We start from the raw sequence: 19,015 nt of genomic DNA, 5'->3' as shown, positions 1-19,015 counted from the left end.
GCTAGTGATAGCTATCGGCAAAATCCCGAACGACTTTAGGCAGCCCGGCCAGATGACGCCGAGTCATGCCCGCACGTCGGCAAGGCTGTCACGGCTCACTCGACCGGCAGCACATCACCGGCCGACTCGGCCACCAGTGCCCGGTTGCGACCCGCCTCCTTGGCTCGATAGAGCGCATCGTCGGCTCGCTTGAGCGCCTCTTGGGCCGGCTCATCCTGGCGCAGTTGCGTCACGCCGATACTGGTGGTGACGGGAATCCGCTGCTGGTTGCGATCGGTGAACTCGTACACTTCTACGGCATAGCGAATGCGATCGGCCACTTCGAGGGCTCGCACTTCGTCACTGCCGAGCAGGATGACCACGAACTCCTCGCCCCCGTAACGCGCCACGCAGTCATGCTTGCGCGTCTGCCCACTGAGAATCCGGGCGAACTGACAAAGCACGTTGTCGCCCACGGAGTGGCCGTGGTTGTCGTTGATACGCTTGAAATGGTCCAGGTCGAGCATCAGCACCGAGCAGGGCGCGCGGCCCTGTTGCTCGCCTCCCTCGATCTCGCGCTGCCATGCCTGGATCTTTTCCAGGTGCACTTCCAGGGCACCGCGATTGAACAGGCCGGTGAGCGGATCATGGGTCGCCTGGCGATAGAGCCGGAGCAGCAGGCTGAGCTGAAAGTGGTTGGCCGCCATGCTGACCACCAACAGACTCGACAGCAGCCAAAAGGATTCGACGCCACGCCCCGTCATCCAGGTGCCGTCGACCGTCTGGGCAAAGCCCAGCAGCGCCAGCATGGCCAGGCCAGCGAAAAACGACTCCACCAGCGTGAAGGGAAATACGCTGAGCGAAGCCACCAGCAGAAAGGGGATGAACCCGTAGCCCACCAGATCCTGCACCGCCGTGTCGGGCAGCATCGCCAATACCAGCACGTAGAAGCCCGCCGGCAGCGCCAGCAGCATCCCGGCGCAGAAGCGAATGCGTCGAATGCGTTCCACGCTGAACAGCGCCAGCACCAACACGCCGACCAGCCCTAGCATCAGCACCACGCGCCCCAACAGGGTATAGCGCAGCAGCTCTGCCGGCAGCACCAGAGAGTCGACGACGATCCAGAGCGGCGACAACAGCGTGAAGATGATGCCCAGCGCCAGCACGCGACTGCGCAGGTAGTGCGCATGCGCGAAGGCGAAATCGCGGGAGTGATGGCTGCTGCTGAGGGTATCGCGTAGCGAACTCAGGCCCACGAAGAGCTCATGATTCACCTCCGGAGGCTCCACCAGGGCATCCATGTGGCGCTTCTTCGGGCTTGCTGCGCTATCCTCTTCCTCTGACTTCCTTGACGACATGGCGAAACCTATCGGCGAGATGGGCGGTCAGCGCTCCTGCCGGCCTGACCCGTAAACGGTGTTCGATCATGGAGGCCGATGGTAGCAGAGCGGACACGTTGAAAAGCAGCCTCCCTTTGACCTGGGCCAAGAGTCGGTCAAAAACGGCCGGATCACTAAAGCCGCTGAATGGCGGAAAAGCGTCCATCCGGCGTGAAGTGCAGTCGAAACACCCCATGCACGCCATCACGCGTGACCACGCGCCTCAACGCCTCCGCCGGAAACACCACCGAACGGCCATCGAGACTGCGCGTGTACACCAGCCCCGCACGCCCTTCGTAGTGCGCCAGGCAGGTCTCATGAGAGAGCTCGATCACCACATCGATACTGGACATGGCAAGCATCAGCCAGCAGACCTTGTCGTTAACGACTCATTGACCAATACTCTACTCCAATCGGCCCATTTTCGCGGACATTCACCATGCAAGCCAGCCCTGTCACCGGTACCGTCAACCTCGCCTTCTCTGCCAATGCGGCCAGCCCCTCCGTCAACGACACGGCCATCGGCCGCACCGAGACGCGTCGCGTGGGCGAACCAGGTGCCGGAGCCGCGACGGACAGCGACGCAGCGGAAGAAGCCCGCCACGGCAACGTCAGCCAGGGCGAGGCCATCGAAAAGCCCAATGGCGAAACCCTGAGCGAGGCGGAACTGCGCGAGCTGGAACGACTCAAGCAAACCGACCAGGAAATACGCCGCCATGAGATGGCTCACCAGGTCGCCGGCGGCGCTTATACCGGCACCGCCACATACGAATTCGAACGCGGCCCGGACGGCCAGCGCTACGCCGTGGCCGGCGAAGTACCGATCGACTATGGCCCCGTACGCGGCGACCCCCGCGCCACCATCGACAAGATGCAGCAGGTGATCAGCGCCGCCCTGGCCCCGGCCGACCCGTCACCCAAGGATCGTCAGGTCGCCGCCACCGCCCGCCAGTACCTCCTCACCGCTCAGTTGGAACTCGCCCAGCAACAGAGTGCCATGAACGGCGCCCGCCAAGCCGGTCAGACGCGTGCGGAGCCCGTCGACATCGAGTCCAGCGAAACACCTTCGCTGAGCCGCTTCGATATCGTCGCACGAGCCGCCCAGGCCAGCGGCAGTGACTCGCTGAAGGCTTGACTGGTCTCCAGCGCCATCGCCGAACCTGGAATCACCTCACTTTGGCAATACCCACCGGCGGAGCCCTGAGCCAATAACCTCTAGCAACAAGCCGTCGGCTCCAGCCCTTGCCATTCGTACCGAGCGGGCCATGCTTCCAGCCAATCGTCCAGAAACTCGGCCGGCATGGGCCGAGCAATGCCGTAGCCCTGTGCCAGTCGACAGCCCAGCCCCAGCAACGCCGTGGCATGCCCGATGCTCTCCACACCCTCGGCCAGCAGCTCCCTGTCGAAGCGCTGGGCCATGTAGATCACGCTTTCGACGATGGCTCGATCATCGTCGTCGCAAAGCATGTCACGCACGAAGCTCTTGTCCACCTTGATGAGATCCACGGGCAGCTGGCGCAGATAGGTCAGCGAGGAGAAACCGGTACCGAAGTCGTCGATTGCGACCTGCACCCCCAGCGCCTGGCAGCGCGCTATCGCATTCCAGGCAGCACTGATGTCGTGCATTGCCGCGGTTTCCACGACTTCCAGCTTGAGGCGTGACGGCGAAACCCCCGGCCTGGTGGCCAGGAGCCCCTCGAGTCGCTCGGCGAAATCCGGTGCCAGCAGATGCGTCGGGCTGATGTTGACGCTCACTGGTAGCAAACCGACCTGCCCCCGCCAACAAGCGAGCTGGTCGAGCACAGACTGGAGCACCCATTCGCCCAGCGCCTGCTCCAACCCCGACCCCTCGATCGATGGCAGGAACTCAGCAGGCGGCAGAAGCCCCCTCTCGGGATGTTGCCAGCGCACCAACGCCTCGAAGCCAACCACCGCCGAGGTCGTCATGTCGATCTGCGGCTGGTAGTGCATGCAGAGCTCACCATCGTCGATGGCCTGCTCGATGCGCCGTCGCTGACTCAAGCAACGCTGCAGGCGGCGATCCTGCCCCGCATCGAAGCGGCTCACATTGTTGCGACCGCTCTGCTTGGCGCGATACATGGCCTGCTGGGCATGACGCATCAGCGTATCCGCTTCCAACCCATCACCGGGAAAGACCGCCAGGCCCAAGCTCGCGGTCATCGTCACGCGATGCTCGTTGAGCATGAAGGGACGACGAATGCCGGCCAGCAACGATGTCACCGCGGCAACGTCCTGATCCTGAATGAGCAACACGAACTCATCGCCCCCGGTTCGTACGATGAGATCATCGCGACCCAGCTGGAGGTTGAGGCGCCGCACCAACAACAGCATCAGCCGATCTGCCAGGGCGAGGCCCAACTGCTGATTGATGCGCTTGAAATGGTCGATATCAAGGACACAGACCAGCACGCTGCCATTGCGCTCGTTTGCTGCGGCCATGGCCAGTTCCAAGCGCTGGATCAGCCTGGCCCGCTGCGCCGCCCCGCGATACTCGTCGATGTAACGCGCCGCCATGTCCACCGGCGGCGACAGCTGCGGAAGATCGACGGGTGCCTCCCCGGCAGCCACGCTGCCGCCCAGCCACTCCACCCGATTGCGCCCCTTGTGCTTGGCCTGATACAGCGCCCGGTCTGCGCGCTGCAACAGATCGCGCGCACTGTCATCGACTTGCAGGTTGGCCAGGCCGATGCTGATCGTCACGCCTGGCCCCGGCATGGTTGCCGCCGCCACATCGGCGCGCAGCCGTTCAGCCAGTCGCAGAGCCCCCTCAGCGGGAGTTTCTGGCAACAGCATCGTGAATTCCTCGCCGCCCCAGCGCGCCAGCAGGTCGCTCTTGCGCAGGCGCTCCTGAACCAGTTCGCTCAAGGCATGCAGGATGGCATCGCCGACATCATGGCCGTGGTTGTCATTGACCGCCTTGAAGTGATCGATATCGAAGAGCATCAAAGCCAGCTCACTGCCATTCTGCCGAGCGGCGCGGATGGCCTTGACCAGGGCGCGATCGAAGGCGCGCCGGTTGGCGGCACCGGTGAGGTGGTCACGGCTCGCCTCCTGGGTCAATGTCTTCTCCAGGCGTTTGCGTTCGGCGATATCGTGAAACACCGAGACGAAATGGCGCACCTCGCCATGATCTCCCTTCACGGCGGTGATCGACTGCCATACCGGATAGATGTCACCGCGTTTGTTGCGGTTCCATATCTCTCCCTGCCAGTGCCCTTGCTCTTTCAACGAGCTCCACAGCGCGGCGTAGAATTCAGGACCATGGCGGCCCGACTTGAACAGCCGCGGCGTTTCGCCAACCACCTCATCGGCGCGATAGCCGGTGATCTGCGTGAAAGCGCAATTGACGCGTTCGATGCGCATCCGCGCATCGGTGATCAGCGTCGCCTGACCGGTTTCGAAGGCCGTCGCCATCAGTCGCAGCTGGTCCTCCTGCTCCTTGCGCGCGGAGATGTCCTGCTTGACCGTGACGAAACTCGTGATATGCCCCGCATCGTCGAAGATCGGCGTGATCAGCTCGTATTCCCAATACTCCTCGCCGTTCTTGCGCCGGTTGAGCAGCTCACCGCTCCACACCCTCCCCTCACGCAGGGTCTGCCACAACTCCTGATAGGTTCGCTCCGATGTCTTCCCTGACTGGATGACCGCCGAAGTACGCCCGATCAACTCATCGCGCCGATAGCCGGTGACCTCGACGAAGCGACGATTCACATACAGCAAACGGCCGCTGGGATCGGTGATCGCCGTTGCCAGCGGACTCTGTTCCACGGCGGTATAGAAATGCTTGAGCTCCTGGCTCAGATCGGCTGAAGAGCGATTGGCATACAGCGCCGACCAGCGATCGCGACGCTGGTCACCCTCTTGATCACGCATCTCCCCTCCCGCTCGCCATCGCATCCACTCGCTGCCGGATCCGGCAGACATCACCGCCACTCGCTCGCATGAGCCTTCCATACCCTAGCATTTTCAGTTATGTCGTTATCACTACATTCATCCTCAGCGTAGCGTACGAGAATCGTCACGAAATGTAGCCAGCAGACATTCAGACATAGATGAAGCAATCATTGACACAAGTCAAGTATATTGAACACCTCGACCTTGAGCACCGACCGCCAGCGAGCCCTCAGCGACAGCGCCAGGCAGCGAGTCGCTGCAGCAGAGCAGCCACCATCAGCCCGGCCGCCAGCCAGCCAAGCCAGAAGAGGATCGACTGGTAGCCGGAAGGTGGCTCGTGGGGTGGTCGAAATTGCAGGCCATATTCGGCCAGGCGGGTAACGAGATAGGTCAGGCTGGCGACGACCGCCAGCGGCAGGGTAGCTCGACGGGCCGCCAGCCAGCCGATGAAGCGACCGGGAGAGCGTGATGCCGACGCACGCTGGGAAGGCTTGGGCGAGCGCGCCCGCGACGACGCCGGACGGGCGCGTCGTGAAGCGGGTCGACGTCCGCCGCGCGCGGCACCCCGGCTCTTACCGCCCGATAGCCGAGACAGCCCCCAAAGCGTGCCACGCCAAAGCACCCAGCCCAAGGTGAAGGAGGCCGAAGCCACCAGGCCGCCCATGATCAGAAAGTAAGTCATGCCGCCCTCAGGCAATGCGGCCGAGCGCCTGCAGCGTATGCAGCAGGCGGGTCACGTTCTCGCTGGTTTGGGCATATTCCGCCATCAGCGCCTCCAGACGCTGCTCGAAGGTATCGACCTCCATCTCGCGCAGAGCCTGCGCAAAGGCATCGTCGAGTTCGCGAAACTGGCGCAGTTTCTCGCGCTCATCCAAATGACGGTGGGTTCTCTGTTTCTTCATTGGCATCCATTGATTGTCTAGCAAGGGGCCCAGCGGCATCCCGTGGCAACAGTCTATCGTTCTGGTCGACGTCAACGAAGCTCAAGGCGTGCCGACACCGATTCCACTTTGCAATTCACAGCCATTGCCAACACAACGGCAAAGTATGCACAAACGCTCAACGAGCGTCTCCAAACTTGCCTTCGAAACCGCCAACGTCGCATAAAGACAAAAGCAAACGTTACTAACCCTCGAGACGACCGCCAGGAGACCTCCCATTCATTGCCGCTACCCGGCCACGACGATACCACAACGATGGCAGGTCTTGACTTGCCACCAGGAATACCGCTAAGGGCCAGATAATGTTCAATGAGATGATGCGAGCGGAAATCTGGCTGCAGGACCACCTGGAAAGTCAGAAAGGAATAGACGATCTGGCAAGCCGTCTTGGTTATTCGACCTCACAAGTCCGGCGCCGGTTCAAGCAGAGGTTCGGCATTACTCCGAGTGCCTATCGCGACGTGCTGCGTCTGGAAAAGGCCGCGCGCCTGCTGACACTGACTCCTTTGAGCATCAGCGACATCGTCAGCGAATGCGGCTATCGCAACCATTCGTCCTTCAGCCGGGCCTTTCAACGCCATTACGAGTTGAGCCCGCGACTCTACCGACAGCGGCAACGTGCCCGGTTGAGCTCACAATGCCCGGGCAGTGTACCGCCACCGTTCGAAGTTCGTCAGCACTCCGAGCGCCAGGCGCTGGTTACTCGCGTCTACAAGCCCTTGAAGCGCATCGGCGACATCACCCGCCTGGCCAGACAAACCCACGGCGGCGAGAGTCTGACCGGCAAGCTGAACCGTGCGCCCGGCCTGGCCGTGGTGCACAATCTGCCGCTACCCTGCGCGCTGGAGCGCGTCGACCTGGGATTGATGGTTCCTCCCAAGGCGGTCGCCAGCCTGGCCATACCGCCTACCTTCCGGCTGATCGAACTGCCGCCCCGACAGCACGCCTGCGTGGTCGTCGAAGCGTTCGACGAGGTTGCGACGGCCGTTCAACAATTGGTCGTCAATTGCCTGCCGAACAACCAACGCCATGCCAATGGCGAACCCGTGCAGGTGCACTGGCATCCGCGCGGGCTGGAACTACGCCTGCCGCTACTGGCAACAACGTAGCGTGCCGGGCCCGAGGCCCGGCACTGCATACGTCAACCGTGCAAACGAGCGACGGGCATCACTCCTCGACGCGAACCAGCCAGCTTTCGACGGTATCCTGGCCGTACTGGTCTTTCCATGCCTTCAGCGTCTTCTGGTTGCCGCCGCGGGTTTCCACCACTTCCCCGGTATTGGGGTTCTTGTAGATCTTGAGCTTGCGCTTGCGACGCCCGCCGCCGGCCGGCGGCTTGGCGGCAGGCTTGGTGCCACCTTGCGGATCGAGCAGATTGATGACATCCGCAGCGCTCTTGCCGAACTCGCGCATCAACGCCTCGAGCTTGTCCTTGAACGCCAGCTCTGCCTTGAGGCGCTCATCGTTCTCCAGCTTCTCGAGCTCTTCCTGAATCTGCTTGAGCTGCTGCTCTTTCTGGACGTATTGACTGAGAAGAGACATCAACGGTTTCCTTGCTATGCATGAATAAATGGAATGCGGGCGCCAATTAGTACCGCAACTCTGTCTGAATGACAATAGCGTGAACGCACGCACGGTGCCAGGGCGTAGTGCACGACTTCAAGAAACGTGGCGAATGATCGACACAACGGCGGAGTCAATCGGCGAGCCACGTTGAATATAATCCGTCAACATGCTCGCATCAATCGGCTTCCGGCTCGAACCCCAGTTCGACGACCTGCAGCGCAGCGGCATCGCCCGGTGCTCTGGGCGTGCCTTCGAGGGCTTCACCGTTCACCGCTATTTCGGTGCAGGCGCCATCGTCCGGGTAGCTGGACAGCACGCTCGCCACGGAAGGCGTGCTCTCCACGTCCTCGTCATAGTGCGTGGCATAAACCGCCGAGGCATAGGCGCGCACGTCCGCCAGGCAGGCAGCATTGGCAGCACGCCCCATGCCATCCCTTGACCGGCCAGAAACGAAGCTGAATTGTGGAAGATTCGATATATACTAAGTGCCGTGGTAAACGCCATCAGAATGAAGATCATCACATTCATTGAAGACACCGAGAGTCGGCCGCGGCACTTCCCACCAGACGCCATACGTTTCGCTGGTTACTAGATCGACTGAATCCAGGCCAGTCGTGTACCAGATGACTATCAACCAGTACCCATTGTTGACCATAGTTTCTCGAGAACCGGATTCGAGGAAGTACCGGCACTTTTGGATATTCTATGCAGCCAACAAAGCAGAGACAGACCATGCACTCCACTATTTTCAGGATGAAAGGCTCAGAAGACCGCAAAGAAGGGCATCAATCTCAGCAAGCAACGCTACAAGACTCTACCTTTAACCATCAAAGGAGAATATAGCACGTACATTGAGCAGTACGACCGTACTTGGAAAGCCATCGTGGGTCGGCCATTCCTATCTCAACCCCCTTCTGGCGCGAAGCCCAGTTCGACGACCTGCAACGCAGCGGCATCGCCCGGCGCTCTGGGTGTGCCTTCGAGGATTTCACCGTTTAACGTAATCTTAGTGCAGGCACCATTATCGGGATAGGTGGAAAGCACGCTCGCCACGGAAGGCGTGCTCTCCACGTCCTCGTCATAGTGCGTGGCATAAACCGCCGAGGCATAGGCGCGCACGTCCGCCAGGCAGGCAGCGTTGGCGGCACGCTCCCGAAACCCCATGTATACCGGAATGGCGATGGCGGCCAACACGCCAATGACCGCCACCACCACGAGCACTTCGAGGAGACTAAAGCCCCGCTGACTCACTTTTCCGCTTTTCCATGCCATGCTCTTTATCACCCATTCCGTTGGCTAGCACGTCCCCTTGCCGGACGTGCGGGAGACTTTCACCCCCGAGTCATCCGAGGCATCACCATTGGGAACAACACCGATCAGGCGCTGCACACTATACCTGACGCACATAGCAAAAAGGCCGGATGTCCCGGCCTTTTAAAAACCATTAGAAAAAATTAGCTGCCATCGCCACCATCAGGATCAGGAAAATCCACGTCATTACCGCGGGAATCTGTATATCTGGCTTGGTTTTGATCAAACACATCGTCAGCTATGTCATCGGCAGTTTCATTGCATGACTGAAATTCAAAATCAGTAGAAGTAATATCCCCATCATCATCAAACAAATCACCCGCCGCATCCTCAGCCATCAACAGGTTTCTGAAACTTGCCAGCTCTTGCCGGCAGGCGTTCTCTGCGGCAGTATCCAAATAGTCATTATACTGCGGAATCGCAATCGCCGCCAAGATACCAATGATCGCCACCACGATCAGCAGTTCGATCAGCGTGAAGCCGCCCTGCTTGCCGGCCGGCGCTTTCTTCATTTGATTCATTTCCATGGTCTCTTTCATCGCCCTGAGTTCCCCTTGGTTGCCTCGACTCTCGTCCGGCGGGCATTGGCCTCGCCTTCTTCTTCCCTCTTCCTGATTTCGCACCGCGCGTTCACCGATGCGTGAATCAAAAACGACCGCCGAATCCGACGTTACGCTGACAGTATGGCATCTTCGATGGGCCGGCAAGGGCTTTGTCCCGCTCCTTTGCCTGATGTCAAACTCAGCGTAAGGTACGAGTTCGTTGATCGCCCGTCTTTGGCATGATGGCATCGATGCTGCCGCTGTCGCCACCGGCGGGTTACAATGAAAACAGTGTTTCTTCAACGTTTCCAGCTCGCCGGGCTCGCCACACCGGTGCGCGAGGTACCAGGGGGTTGCCATGACCGATTACCCGACACCGCCCAACGCCGCAGCCGCCGCCCCGCTGAAACGCGCCGCCCAGCCGGGCTCGCTGCGCGGCCTGGCGCGACGCCTGGTGGAAGACGAGCAGCTGTCGCTGGCCGCTGCGGAGCGCGCCGAGCAGGAAGCCCGCGAAGCCGAGGTGACCCTGCTGCGCCACGTGGTCGACGCCGGCCTGGTGACCGCCCGGCGCGCCACCCTGAGCGCCGCCTGGGAGTACGGCCTGCCGATCATCGACCTGGACGCCGTGCGCCTCTCCAGCTTGCCACCGGCGAGCGAGTACCCGGAAAAGCTGCTGCGCAAGCTCGGTGTGGTGCCCCTGACACGGCGCGGGCACCGGCTCACCGTGGCGGTGCCCTACCCCTCCACGCTGGCTCAGCTCGATGACCTGCAGTTCGCCACCGGGCTGAGCATCGAGGCGGTACTCTGCCCGGTGGACCAGCTCATGCCCTTCCTCGAAGCCTACCTGGCCGAGGGCGAGGCAAGCATGATGGACGAGCTGGCCGGGGTCGACGATGCCATCGGCGAGCTGGAATATGACGACGGCGAGGACATCAGCGACCAGGGCACTACCGATGCCGCCCAGAGCGCGGCCAACGATGCGCCCATCGTCAAGTTCGTCAACAAGGTACTGCTCGACGCCATTCGCCGCGGCGCCTCGGACATCCACTTCGAGCCCTACGAGACCAGCTACCGAGTGCGCATGCGCATCGACGGCATGCTGATCGAGGCGGCCCGCCCTCCCTTCGCCATGCGCACGCGAATCGCCGCACGCCTCAAGGTGATGGCACGGCTCGACATCTCCGAACGCCGCCTGCCCCAGGATGGCGCCATCAAGCTCAAGGTCTCCAAGAGCCGCACCATCGACTTTCGCGTCAACTCGCTACCCACGGTCTACGGCGAGAAGATCGTGTTGCGCATACTCGACCCCGCCTCGGCGCAGTTGGGCATCGATGCGCTGGGCTTCACCCCCGAGCAGCGCGCGCTCTACGAGGGCGTGCTCGAACACCCACAGGGCATGATCCTGGTGACCGGCCCCACCGGCAGCGGCAAGACGGTCACTCTCTACACCGGGCTCAACATCCTCAACCAGATTCAGCGCAACATCTGCACCGCGGAAGATCCGGTGGAGATCAAGGTGCCGGGGGTCAATCAGGTCAACGTGTTGCCCAAGATCGGGTTGGACTTCGCCAGTGCCCTGCGCGCCTTTCTGCGCCAGGACCCCGACGTGGTGATGGTGGGCGAGATCCGCGATCTGGAAACCGCGGAGATCGCCGTGAAGGCCTCGCAGACCGGCCACCTGGTGCTCTCCACGGTGCACACCAACTCGGCCTCGGAAACGCTGACTCGCCTGGCCAACATGGGCGTGGCACCGTTCAACATCGCCAGTTCGGTGAGCTTGATCATCGCCCAGCGGCTGGCGCGGCGGCTGTGCAAGCAGTGCCGCCAACCCGCGGAGATACCCCGCGAGGCACTGCTTCGCGAGGGCTTCACCGAAGAAGATGTGGAGAACTCGACGGTATTCGAGGCGGTGGGCTGTCAGCACTGCACCCAGGGCTACAAGGGGCGAGTGGGCATCTACGAGGTGGTACCCATCTCCAGCGACATGAGCCAGTTGATCATGCGCCAGGGCAATTCGCTCGACTTCGACCGGTTGGCCCGCCAGGAAGGCCACCCGGACCTGCGCCGCAGCGGCCTGCTCAAGGTGATGCAGGGAGTGACCAGCCTGACCGAGATCAACCGCGTGACCAAGGATTGATCCTCACCCAGCCGCTCTACCCACTTGGCAGGAACCCGCGATGGCAACTCGAACCGCACAGCAACCCCGCAAGAAACCCAGGCTCTACCGCTGGAAATGGACCGGCAAGGGCCCCGGCGGCCGGCCGGTCAAGGGCGAGGTGGTTGCCGGCCAGAAGTTCGAGGTAGAAAAGGAACTGGCCGGCCAGAACATCATCGTCAAGAGCATTCGCCGCAAGAGCGGACTGGGTGGCGGCATGGGCCGAGTCAAGCCGCGTGACGTGATGCTCTTCGCCCGCCAGATGGCCACCATGATCCGCGCCGGCGTGCCGGTGCTGCAGGCTTTCCAGGTGGTGGCGGAAAGCATCCGCAAGCCGGCCATGAGCGCCATCGTTCAGCAGATGATGAACGAGGTGGCGGCAGGCTCCAGCTTCTCCCAGACCCTGCGCCGTCATCCCGAGCACTTCGACTCGCTGTTCTGCAACTTGGTGGAAGCCGGCGAGACCTCCGGCTCGCTGGACGGCATGCTGGAGCGCATCGCCAGTTACAAGGAGAAGGTCGAGTCGCTCAAGGGCCGCGTCAAGAAGGCCATGTGGTACCCTGCCGCGGTGATCGCCGTGGGCATCGGCGTCACCGCGCTGCTGCTGATCAAGGTGGTGCCGCAGTTCGAGAGCCTGTTTCAGGGCTTCGGCGCCGAGTTGCCGGCGATGACGCAGATGACCATCGCCCTCTCCGAGTTCGCCCAGACCTACTGGCTGCACGGGCTGGGCGCAACGGTGGCGGCGATCTTCCTGCTGCGCCAGGGCATCAAGCGCTCCGCGAGCTTCGCCTACCGCATGCATCGCCTGGCACTGAGGATCCCGGTGATCGGCGACATTCTCGATAAGTCCGCCGTGGCGCGCTATGCACGCACTCTGGCCACCACCTACGGCGCCGGGGTGCCAATGGTCGAATCGCTCGACATCTCCGCCGGAGCCGCGGGCAACCTCGTCTACCAGCGCGCCATCGAGCAAGTGCGCGAGGACGTGGCCACCGGCCAGCAGCTGCACTTCGCCATGCGCCTGACCGACCGCTTCCCGCCGCTGGCCGTGCAGATGGTCGGCATCGGCGAGGAATCCGGGGCGCTGGATGCCATGCTCAACCGCGTGGCCGACTACTACGAAGAGGAAGTCGACAACAAGGTCGACGCTCTCACGTCGCTGCTCGAACCCTTCATCATCGTGGTGCTCGGCGTACTGGTCGGCGGTCTGGTGGTCTCCATGTACCTGCCGATCTTCGAGCTGGGTACAGTACTTTAAGTGAGTTTTCAACGCCACGAGGTGCGCTCTTGCTGGTCGACTTTCCCCCCGCCCTACTCTGGCCGCTGGCCGCCTGCCTGGGCCTGTGTCTGGGCAGTTTTCTCAACGTAGTGATCGTGCGCCTGCCGGTGATGCTGATGCACGGCTGGCGCGCCGAAGCGCGCGAGGCGCTGGAGCTTCCCCATGAGGAGCGCCCGTGTTTCAACCTGCTGGTGCCGCGTTCGATCTGTCCGCGCTGCGAGCAGCCCATTGCCTGGCACGACAATCTGCCGCTGCTCGGCTGGTTCAAACGCCGCGGGCAATGCGCCCATTGCGGCAGCCGCATCAGCCTGCAATATCCCCTGGTGGAGCTGGCCGGCGGCGTGCTGACGCTGGCCGTGCTGGCGCTGCATGGCCCCACCTGGCCAGCACTCTTCGTACTCGGCGCCTGCCTGACGCTGCTCGCCCTCACGGTGATCGACTTTCGCACCCAACTGCTGCCCGACGTACTGACACTACCGCTGCTGTGGTCAGGGCTTGCCTACCAGCTGCTGTTCCAGCCGTTGATGCTCGCCGACGCGGTGATCGGGGCCATGGCCGGGTACCTGGTGCTGTGGAGCGTCTACTGGCTGTTCAAGCTCGTCACCGGCAAGGAAGGCATGGGCTACGGCGACTTCAAGCTGCTGGCCGCCCTTGGCGCCTGGCTCGGCTGGCAGACCCTGCCGCTGGTGCTGATCCTCGCCGCCGGCACCGGCGCCATCATCGGCATTGCCATGCAGCTCGTGCTGCCCCGCCTGCGCGGCGCACCCATGCCGTTCGGTCCTTTTCTCGCCGTAGCCGGCTGGATCGCCCTGCTCATCGGCGAGCCGCTGATGGCAGTCTATCTGGCCTGGACGCTGTAATGCCGCCGTGCAACGGGAGTCACGCATGATCATCGGCCTGACCGGCGGAATCGCCTCGGGAAAGTCCACGGTGGCACGCGCCTTCGAACGGCTGGGCATTCCCTGGGTGGATGCCGACGACGTGGCCCGGGAGGTGGTCGAACCCGGCGAGCCGGCCCTGACCGAAATCGCCGCACGCTTCGGCCAGCGTGTATTGAATGCCGACGGCAGCTTGAATCGCCGCGCACTGCGCGAAATCGTCTTTGCCGACCCCGACGAACGGCGCTGGCTGGAGTCCGTCACCCACCCGCGCATCCGCCACCGCCTGGCCGCGAAGCTCGAGCGATTGCAGGCCGGCGGCGCCCCCTACGTGCTGCTGGTCTCGCCGCTGCTCTTCGAATCCGGCCAGCACGAGATGGTCGAGCGCTGCCTGGTGATCGACGTGCCGGAGGCCGTGCAGGTTGCCCGCACCGCCGCCCGCGACGACGTCGACGAAGCCCAGGCTCGCGCCATCGTCGCCGCCCAGATGCCACGCCAGGAACGCCTGGCCCACGCCGACGACGTGATCGACAACGGTAGTGACGAAGCCGCACTCACCGCTCAGGTCCAGCGGCTGGACGAAACGTATCGACGACTGTCCTCGACCGGGGCCGACTCGCTAGAATGAGCGATACATTCCCGACATGACCGAACCCATGAACCCAGCGCAGACACCCCTGACCGTCGCCTGCCCCCAGTGCCACCGCAAGGTCGAATGGCGGACTGACAACCCGCATCGCCCTTTCTGCTGCGAGCGCTGCAAGCTGCTCGACCTGGGCGCCTGGGCCGAGGAGTCGCACCGTATCGCCGGCGAACCGGCCCTCGACGAAACCAACATCGACGAGTGGCTGGCTCGCGCCGATCGGGGCGACTGACATGAGCCAGGCCCACGCCCCGGCATATCGCCTCCTGGCCGAACTGGAAGCGACCTTCGATACGCTGATCGAGCGCACCGAGGCGCTGCTGGCCGACTACGCCCGCTCGCCGGGCGAAGCCTGGGCCTTTCAGGACGAAGCGACCACCGAGTGGCTGCGCCATGCCCTGCTCGACTTCTGGTATCAGGACGGCCAGGACGGCCGTGCCACTCGCAGCCACGTAGGGCTGGTGGCTGCCGACGATACCCTGCTGGAACGCGTCGCCACGGTGAACGCGGCCAAGGCCGAGTTCGCCGCCCTGCTCGCCCGCATCCGCGAGGCGCACCCACCGCTCATCGCCGAGATCAAGGCGGTACTGCCCTTCCGCCACCCCGAGCTGCACCAGCACTTGCGCGGCAGCGGCCTGGCCCGCCTGCATCTCAAGCAGTGCTGGCGGGCGATTCCCGTGGCCGAGGCACCGGTAGCGCGGGTGCGCCTGGCCTGGTACACCAGCGGACGTTCGATCAAGCGCCTCACCGTGCGCGAGGCCGAGCAGAAGCTGCTCGCTCTGGATACCGACGCCCCCCACGTACGCATCCAGCTGCACAAGCTCGCCGGACTGCCCAGTAGCGAACCGCTCGCCCAGGTTCAGGGCCAGGCACCTCTGATGCGCGCCAACCTCTTCTTTACCGAGCCGTTGGACGACGGCCGTACGCGACGCGCGCTGAACGTCGCCCTGCCGGTGTTCATCCCGGCACCCCGCGGCCGGCTGCCCGACCGCAATGAGCCCCCCGCCACCCCGCCCGAAACACGAACCCGGGCCCGACGCCGCGACGAACGCCTGGAATCGGAACCTTTCCTGCCCAGCCTGCGCATCCATCGCTACCGCCACGGCATGGCTTGATCCGAGTCATGCGCCGAAGGACTGGCTCAGCCATACTGAACGACATTCGGTGACGGCCATTCGGCAAGGAGACCCAGGACGTGGATGCGCAGGACAGCATGAGCCCGCTATCCGTCGCGCAGGCCTATCGCGCCTGCCCGGAAGACGGTTTCGACTTCGAAGTCACCAGCGAGCTCGGCTCGCTGGATCTGCTCAGCGGCCACCGCCGCGCCCGCGATGCCCTGGACTTCGGCACTGCGATGCGCAGCGAAGGATTCAATCTCTTCGTGCTCGGCCACCCCAGCCACGGCATGCACGACATGACAGGGCGCTTTTTGGCCGAACGCTCTCATCACCAGCCCGCTCCGCCCGATATCGCCTATCGCTACAACTTCGATGACCCGGCTCGCCCCTGTTACCTATCGTTGCCCACCGGCACCGGACACGTGCTGAGTGCCGATCTCGACAATCTGATCGATGAACTGCGCACGGCAATCCCCGCGGTATTCGAGAGCGACGAGTACCAGAACCGCCTGCACGAATTGAAGCAAGCCATGGGCGAGCGCCAACGCGATGCCATCGAGGCGGTGCGCCGCGAGGCCCGCAAACACGACATTCTGCTGTTCTCCACCCCCAACGGCTTCACCTTCGCTCCCGCTGCCGACGACGATCGGATGATGCCGCCGGAGGACTTCCAGAAACTTCCCGACGATGAGCGCGAGCGTATCGAAGGCACTGTCGCGATCCTGCAGAAAAAGCTCACCGCGGCCATTCGTCGGATGCCACGCCTGGCCAAACAGTTGCGCGAGCAGGTCGATGCGCTCAACGAGGAGATGCTGCAATCCGCCATCGGCGCACCGCTGGAGGAACTGGAAGCCCGCTATGCCGACGATAACGGCATACTCGCCCACCTGACGGCGATTCGCGAAGCGATTCTCGCCCACGTGAACTCTTTCATCGAAGACGAGCCGGACATCCCGCCAGAGGCCGTGTTCAGCCGCTGTCACCTGAACTTGATCGTCGACAACCGGGGAACCGACGGCGCCCCGGTCATCTATCTCGACCTGCCCAGCCACCAGCATCTGGTGGGGCGCATCGAGCATCACGTGCACAATGGCACCCTGCTCACCGACTTTTCGCTGATTCGTGCCGGCGGCCTGCATCGCGCCAACGGCGGCTACCTGGTGCTCGATGCCCGCACCCTACTCACTCAGCCCGGCGCCTGGGAAACGCTCAAGCGCGTGCTGCGCGCCGGCGAGATCCGCACCGAATCGCTGGAGCAGGCCTACGGGCTGATCAGTACCACCACGCTGGAACCCGAGCCGGTACCGCTCGACCTCAAGATCGTACTGCTCGGCGAGCGGCTGCTCTACTACCTGCTGTGCGAACACGATCCCGACTTCCTGGAACTCTTCAAGGTACAGGCGGACCTCGAGGACGACCTGCCGTGGAGTGACGAAAACCTCCCGTTGTTCGCACGCATGCTGGCCACCCAGGCCCGCGAAGCCGCCCTGCGTCCGCTGGACCGCAGCGGCGTCGCGGCGATGATCGAGCGTGCCAGTCGCCTGGCTGGCGATCAACGCAAGCTCACCGCCCGCCACCGGGCCATGAGCGACCTGTTGCAGGAGGCCGACCACTGGGCAGGGCGCGCCGATGCCACGGTCATCGCCCGGGAACACGTGGAAAAAGCCGTTTCTCAGCAGCTGTGGCGAGCCGGCCGCCTACGCGAACGCAGCTACGAGCCGATCACCCGCGGTACTCTGGCGATTCGTACCACGGGGCAGATGGTAGGCCAGGTCAACGGGCTCTCCGTGCTCTCGCTGGGCGACTTCGCCTTCGGTCAGCCAACGCGCATCACCGCCACGGCTCGCCCCGGTGCCGGCCAGGTGATCGACATCGAGCGCGAAGCACGCCTGGGCGGGCGAATTCATTCCAAGGCAGTGATGATCCTGACGCGCTGCTTGGCCAACCGCTACGCGCCGGACACGCCATTGTCGCTTTCCGCCAGCCTCGCCTTCGAGCAGTCCTACGGCGGGATCGAAGGCGACAGCGCCTCGGTGGCCGAAGCCTGTGCGCTGATCTCGGCCATCGCACGGGTGGGCATCGACCAGCGCCTGGCCGTCACCGGCTCTATCGACCAGTACGGCCGCGTGCAGGCCGTGGGCGGGGTGAACGAGAAGATCGAGGGCTTCTTCGCCATCTGCCAGGCGAGCGGCGAACTGGCTGGCCATGGCGTGCTGTTGCCCGCTACCAATGTGGAGCACCTGATGCTGGCCCAGGAGGTGCGCGAGGCCATGGCCGCCGACCAGTTCCGCCTGTATGCCATCCATGATCTTGACGAGGCCCTGACCTTGCTCACGGGCCTGCCGTTGGGCGAAGCCGATGGCGAAGGCCGCTACCCGGGTGAATCGCTCAATGGCCGGGTGATGGAACGGCTCACCGCCTTCCATGCGGCAGTGAAGCACAAGAATTCGAGTGAGTCGGATGATAGCGGCGAAGACACCCACGCCGGGGAGGAGGACGATCATGATGGCTGAACGCCCCGGCAACGGGCAGGGAACTTCCCATCTGCCCGAGCGTCGCTCCGGCGAGAGGCCTACCTCGTCGGAACTCGCCCGTGTCCTGGCCCTGCTCGACGCATCGCGGCACAGCCTGGTGGCTCTGGCGGCGGCCGTGGATCTGGCTGCGCGGCGCCAAGCCGAGCTGGTGGCACTCTACGTGGAAGACACCGACCTGCTGAGCTGCGCGGGCTTCCCCTTTGCCCGCGAGATCGGCGCTCAATCGGGGCTGGCCCGGCCGCTCACCGACAGCAGCCTCGAAGCCGCCATCGCCCGCCAGCGGAGCCGCATCCACCAGGCGGTGGAGCGTGCCGTCGCCGGCCGCGAACTGCGTCATCGACTGGAAGTGAGCCGTGGGCAGGTGGTGGCGGAAACCCTGGCCCAGGCTACCCCCGGCGACGTGCTGGTGATGGGCAAGGCAGGCATGTCGGAGCGCTTCGGCCCGCGGCTCGGCTCCACCAGCCGACGCGTGCTGCTCCACGCGCCCTGCACGGTGTTGGTGTGGGACGAACGCCGCGCCTTCCGACGCGGACCGCTGCGCCTGGTGGACCACGCCCGTAGCCCACTCGAGGGCGGGACGTTACCGGGCTGGCTGGCCGCCCTGTTCGACGGGGTAACGCCCCTGCCCGCCCACCGTGCCGGCGAACTGGAACGCCTGCTGGCACGCAGCGAGGCCGGTGGCCTGCTGCTGCATCGAGCTCAGCTCACCCGGCTGCTGGACGAAGACCCGGACATGCTGGCACGCATCCCTTTGCCGGTGGTGGTCGTCGACTGA

19 protein-coding genes are annotated in these 19,015 nt (G+C 63.7%); 10 read left to right on the top strand and 9 right to left on the bottom strand.

Features of this window, described 5'->3' with window-relative positions; translation table 11 throughout:
- Window positions 1-95: 95 nt before the first annotated feature.
- Together GFD32_RS01705 and GFD32_RS01700 are read right to left on the bottom strand one after the other, a co-directional pair.
- Window positions 96-1,280, bottom strand: coding sequence for a GGDEF domain-containing protein (locus tag GFD32_RS01705; protein WP_163574706.1), 1,185 nt, complete (start codon window positions 1,278-1,280; stop codon window positions 96-98).
- A 212-nt stretch (window positions 1,281-1,492) separates the two neighbouring features.
- Window positions 1,493-1,711: a DUF2835 family protein gene (locus GFD32_RS01700; protein WP_163574704.1), complete on the bottom strand. Its 219-nt coding sequence runs from the start codon at window positions 1,709-1,711 to the stop codon at window positions 1,493-1,495.
- Between the two features lie 86 nt (window positions 1,712-1,797).
- Between GFD32_RS01700 and GFD32_RS01695 the strand changes: the two genes are divergently transcribed.
- Entirely contained in the window at window positions 1,798-2,493 is a 696-nt protein-coding gene (locus GFD32_RS01695; protein WP_163574702.1) for a putative metalloprotease CJM1_0395 family protein, read from the top strand.
- An 80-nt stretch (window positions 2,494-2,573) separates the two neighbouring features.
- Here the strand turns inward: GFD32_RS01695 and GFD32_RS01690 are convergent, their stop codons facing one another.
- The 3 genes from GFD32_RS01690 to GFD32_RS01680 all read right to left on the bottom strand — a co-directional run bounded on the left by GFD32_RS01690 (window position 2,574) and on the right by GFD32_RS01680 (window position 6,175).
- Window positions 2,574-5,252, bottom strand: a complete 2,679-nt coding sequence (locus GFD32_RS01690) for a GGDEF and EAL domain-containing protein (protein WP_163574700.1) — start codon at window positions 5,250-5,252, stop codon at window positions 2,574-2,576.
- 250 nt (window positions 5,253-5,502) lie between these two features.
- Window positions 5,503-5,955 carry a hypothetical protein gene (locus tag GFD32_RS01685; protein ID WP_163574698.1) on the bottom strand — a complete coding sequence of 151 codons (453 nt, stop codon included), beginning with the start codon at window positions 5,953-5,955 and terminating at the stop codon, window positions 5,503-5,505.
- Between the two features lie 7 nt (window positions 5,956-5,962).
- Window positions 5,963-6,175 carry a hypothetical protein gene (locus tag GFD32_RS01680; protein WP_163574696.1) on the bottom strand — a complete coding sequence of 71 codons (213 nt, stop codon included), beginning with the start codon at window positions 6,173-6,175 and terminating at the stop codon, window positions 5,963-5,965.
- Between the two features lie 341 nt (window positions 6,176-6,516).
- Between GFD32_RS01680 and GFD32_RS01675 the strand changes: the two genes are divergently transcribed.
- Window positions 6,517-7,323 carry a helix-turn-helix domain-containing protein gene (locus GFD32_RS01675; RefSeq protein WP_163574694.1) on the top strand — a complete coding sequence of 269 codons (807 nt, stop codon included), beginning with the start codon at window positions 6,517-6,519 and terminating at the stop codon, window positions 7,321-7,323.
- Between the two features lie 58 nt (window positions 7,324-7,381).
- Here the strand turns inward: GFD32_RS01675 and GFD32_RS01670 are convergent, their stop codons facing one another.
- The 4 genes from GFD32_RS01670 to GFD32_RS20155 all read right to left on the bottom strand — a co-directional run bounded on the left by GFD32_RS01670 (window position 7,382) and on the right by GFD32_RS20155 (window position 9,993).
- A complete protein-coding gene (locus tag GFD32_RS01670; RefSeq protein ID WP_163574692.1) occupies window positions 7,382-7,756 on the bottom strand; it encodes a histone-like nucleoid-structuring protein, MvaT/MvaU family in 375 nt (124 codons plus the stop codon).
- A gap of 199 nt (window positions 7,757-7,955) precedes the next feature.
- Window positions 7,956-8,207 carry a hypothetical protein gene (locus tag GFD32_RS01665; protein ID WP_163574689.1) on the bottom strand — a complete coding sequence of 84 codons (252 nt, stop codon included), beginning with the start codon at window positions 8,205-8,207 and terminating at the stop codon, window positions 7,956-7,958.
- A gap of 476 nt (window positions 8,208-8,683) precedes the next feature.
- Window positions 8,684-9,052, bottom strand: a complete 369-nt coding sequence (locus GFD32_RS01660) for a prepilin-type N-terminal cleavage/methylation domain-containing protein (RefSeq protein WP_163574687.1) — start codon at window positions 9,050-9,052, stop codon at window positions 8,684-8,686.
- Window positions 9,053-9,234: 182 nt separating this feature from the next.
- Window positions 9,235-9,993: a type IV pilin protein gene (locus tag GFD32_RS20155; RefSeq protein WP_455429258.1), complete on the bottom strand. Its 759-nt coding sequence runs from the start codon at window positions 9,991-9,993 to the stop codon at window positions 9,235-9,237.
- Here GFD32_RS20155 and pilB point away from each other — a divergent pair.
- The 8 genes from pilB (at window position 9,992) to GFD32_RS01615 (ending at window position 19,015) form a co-directional block, all read left to right on the top strand.
- Complete coding sequence (gene pilB / locus GFD32_RS01650) at window positions 9,992-11,770, top strand: type IV-A pilus assembly ATPase PilB (RefSeq protein WP_163574685.1); 1,779 nt, start codon at window positions 9,992-9,994, stop codon at window positions 11,768-11,770. The two genes, GFD32_RS20155 and pilB, sit on opposite strands and share 2 nt — an antisense overlap.
- Before the next feature lie 40 nt (window positions 11,771-11,810).
- Window positions 11,811-13,046: a type II secretion system F family protein gene (locus tag GFD32_RS01645; RefSeq protein WP_163574683.1), complete on the top strand. Its 1,236-nt coding sequence runs from the start codon at window positions 11,811-11,813 to the stop codon at window positions 13,044-13,046.
- Window positions 13,047-13,075: 29 nt separating this feature from the next.
- The gene (locus GFD32_RS01640; protein WP_163574681.1) at window positions 13,076-13,927 is read left to right on the top strand and encodes a prepilin peptidase; all 852 of its coding nucleotides are present in this window, start codon (window positions 13,076-13,078) and stop codon (window positions 13,925-13,927) included.
- A gap of 25 nt (window positions 13,928-13,952) precedes the next feature.
- Complete coding sequence (coaE, locus tag GFD32_RS01635; RefSeq protein ID WP_163574679.1) at window positions 13,953-14,573, top strand: dephospho-CoA kinase; 621 nt, start codon at window positions 13,953-13,955, stop codon at window positions 14,571-14,573.
- A 16-nt stretch (window positions 14,574-14,589) separates the two neighbouring features.
- The gene (yacG, locus tag GFD32_RS01630; protein ID WP_205598997.1) at window positions 14,590-14,820 is read left to right on the top strand and encodes a DNA gyrase inhibitor YacG; all 231 of its coding nucleotides are present in this window, start codon (window positions 14,590-14,592) and stop codon (window positions 14,818-14,820) included.
- Window position 14,821: 1 nt separating this feature from the next.
- On the top strand, window positions 14,822-15,703 hold the full coding sequence (locus GFD32_RS01625; RefSeq protein WP_163574677.1) for a DNA replication terminus site-binding protein: 882 nt from the start codon (window positions 14,822-14,824) through the stop codon (window positions 15,701-15,703).
- A gap of 80 nt (window positions 15,704-15,783) precedes the next feature.
- Window positions 15,784-18,219, top strand: a complete 2,436-nt coding sequence (locus GFD32_RS01620; RefSeq protein ID WP_240455509.1) for a Lon protease family protein — start codon at window positions 15,784-15,786, stop codon at window positions 18,217-18,219.
- The gene (locus GFD32_RS01615; protein ID WP_163574675.1) at window positions 18,209-19,015 is read left to right on the top strand and encodes a universal stress protein; all 807 of its coding nucleotides are present in this window, start codon (window positions 18,209-18,211) and stop codon (window positions 19,013-19,015) included. The genes GFD32_RS01620 and GFD32_RS01615 overlap by 11 nt, the downstream gene beginning before the upstream one ends.

The organism is Halomonas faecis (assembly GCF_010993975.1).
Taxonomy (GTDB): domain Bacteria; phylum Pseudomonadota; class Gammaproteobacteria; order Pseudomonadales; family Halomonadaceae; genus Halomonas; species Halomonas faecis.
Note: the sequence above shows the minus strand (reverse complement) of the source record. Positions and strands in the feature narration are given on the sequence as shown.

Excerpts from the sequence above, each read along its gene's own strand:
- GFD32_RS01695 (WP_163574702.1), top strand. The coding sequence starts at position 1,798 with ATGCAAGCCAGCCCTGTCACCGGTACCGTCAACCTCGCCTTCTCTGCC.
- pilB (WP_163574685.1), top strand. The coding sequence starts at position 9,992 with ATGACCGATTACCCGACACCGCCCAACGCCGCAGCCGCCGCCCCGCTG.
- GFD32_RS01615 (WP_163574675.1), top strand. The coding sequence starts at position 18,209 with ATGATGGCTGAACGCCCCGGCAACGGGCAGGGAACTTCCCATCTGCCC.
- GFD32_RS01685 (WP_163574698.1), bottom strand. The coding sequence starts at position 5,955 with ATGACTTACTTTCTGATCATGGGCGGCCTGGTGGCTTCGGCCTCCTTC.
- GFD32_RS01625 (WP_163574677.1), top strand. The coding sequence starts at position 14,822 with ATGAGCCAGGCCCACGCCCCGGCATATCGCCTCCTGGCCGAACTGGAA.
- GFD32_RS01665 (WP_163574689.1), bottom strand. The coding sequence starts at position 8,207 with ATGGGGCGTGCTGCCAATGCTGCCTGCCTGGCGGACGTGCGCGCCTAT.
- coaE (WP_163574679.1), top strand. The coding sequence starts at position 13,953 with ATGATCATCGGCCTGACCGGCGGAATCGCCTCGGGAAAGTCCACGGTG.
- GFD32_RS01670 (WP_163574692.1), bottom strand. The coding sequence starts at position 7,756 with ATGTCTCTTCTCAGTCAATACGTCCAGAAAGAGCAGCAGCTCAAGCAG.
- GFD32_RS20155 (WP_455429258.1), bottom strand. The coding sequence starts at position 9,993 with ATGGCAACCCCCTGGTACCTCGCGCACCGGTGTGGCGAGCCCGGCGAG.
- GFD32_RS01680 (WP_163574696.1), bottom strand. The coding sequence starts at position 6,175 with ATGAAGAAACAGAGAACCCACCGTCATTTGGATGAGCGCGAGAAACTG.
- yacG (WP_205598997.1), top strand. The coding sequence starts at position 14,590 with ATGACCGAACCCATGAACCCAGCGCAGACACCCCTGACCGTCGCCTGC.
- GFD32_RS01645 (WP_163574683.1), top strand. The coding sequence starts at position 11,811 with ATGGCAACTCGAACCGCACAGCAACCCCGCAAGAAACCCAGGCTCTAC.
- GFD32_RS01690 (WP_163574700.1), bottom strand. The coding sequence starts at position 5,252 with ATGCGTGATCAAGAGGGTGACCAGCGTCGCGATCGCTGGTCGGCGCTG.
- GFD32_RS01675 (WP_163574694.1), top strand. The coding sequence starts at position 6,517 with ATGTTCAATGAGATGATGCGAGCGGAAATCTGGCTGCAGGACCACCTG.
- GFD32_RS01660 (WP_163574687.1), bottom strand. The coding sequence starts at position 9,052 with ATGGCATGGAAAAGCGGAAAAGTGAGTCAGCGGGGCTTTAGTCTCCTC.
- GFD32_RS01705 (WP_163574706.1), bottom strand. The coding sequence starts at position 1,280 with ATGGATGCCCTGGTGGAGCCTCCGGAGGTGAATCATGAGCTCTTCGTG.
- GFD32_RS01700 (WP_163574704.1), bottom strand. The coding sequence starts at position 1,711 with ATGTCCAGTATCGATGTGGTGATCGAGCTCTCTCATGAGACCTGCCTG.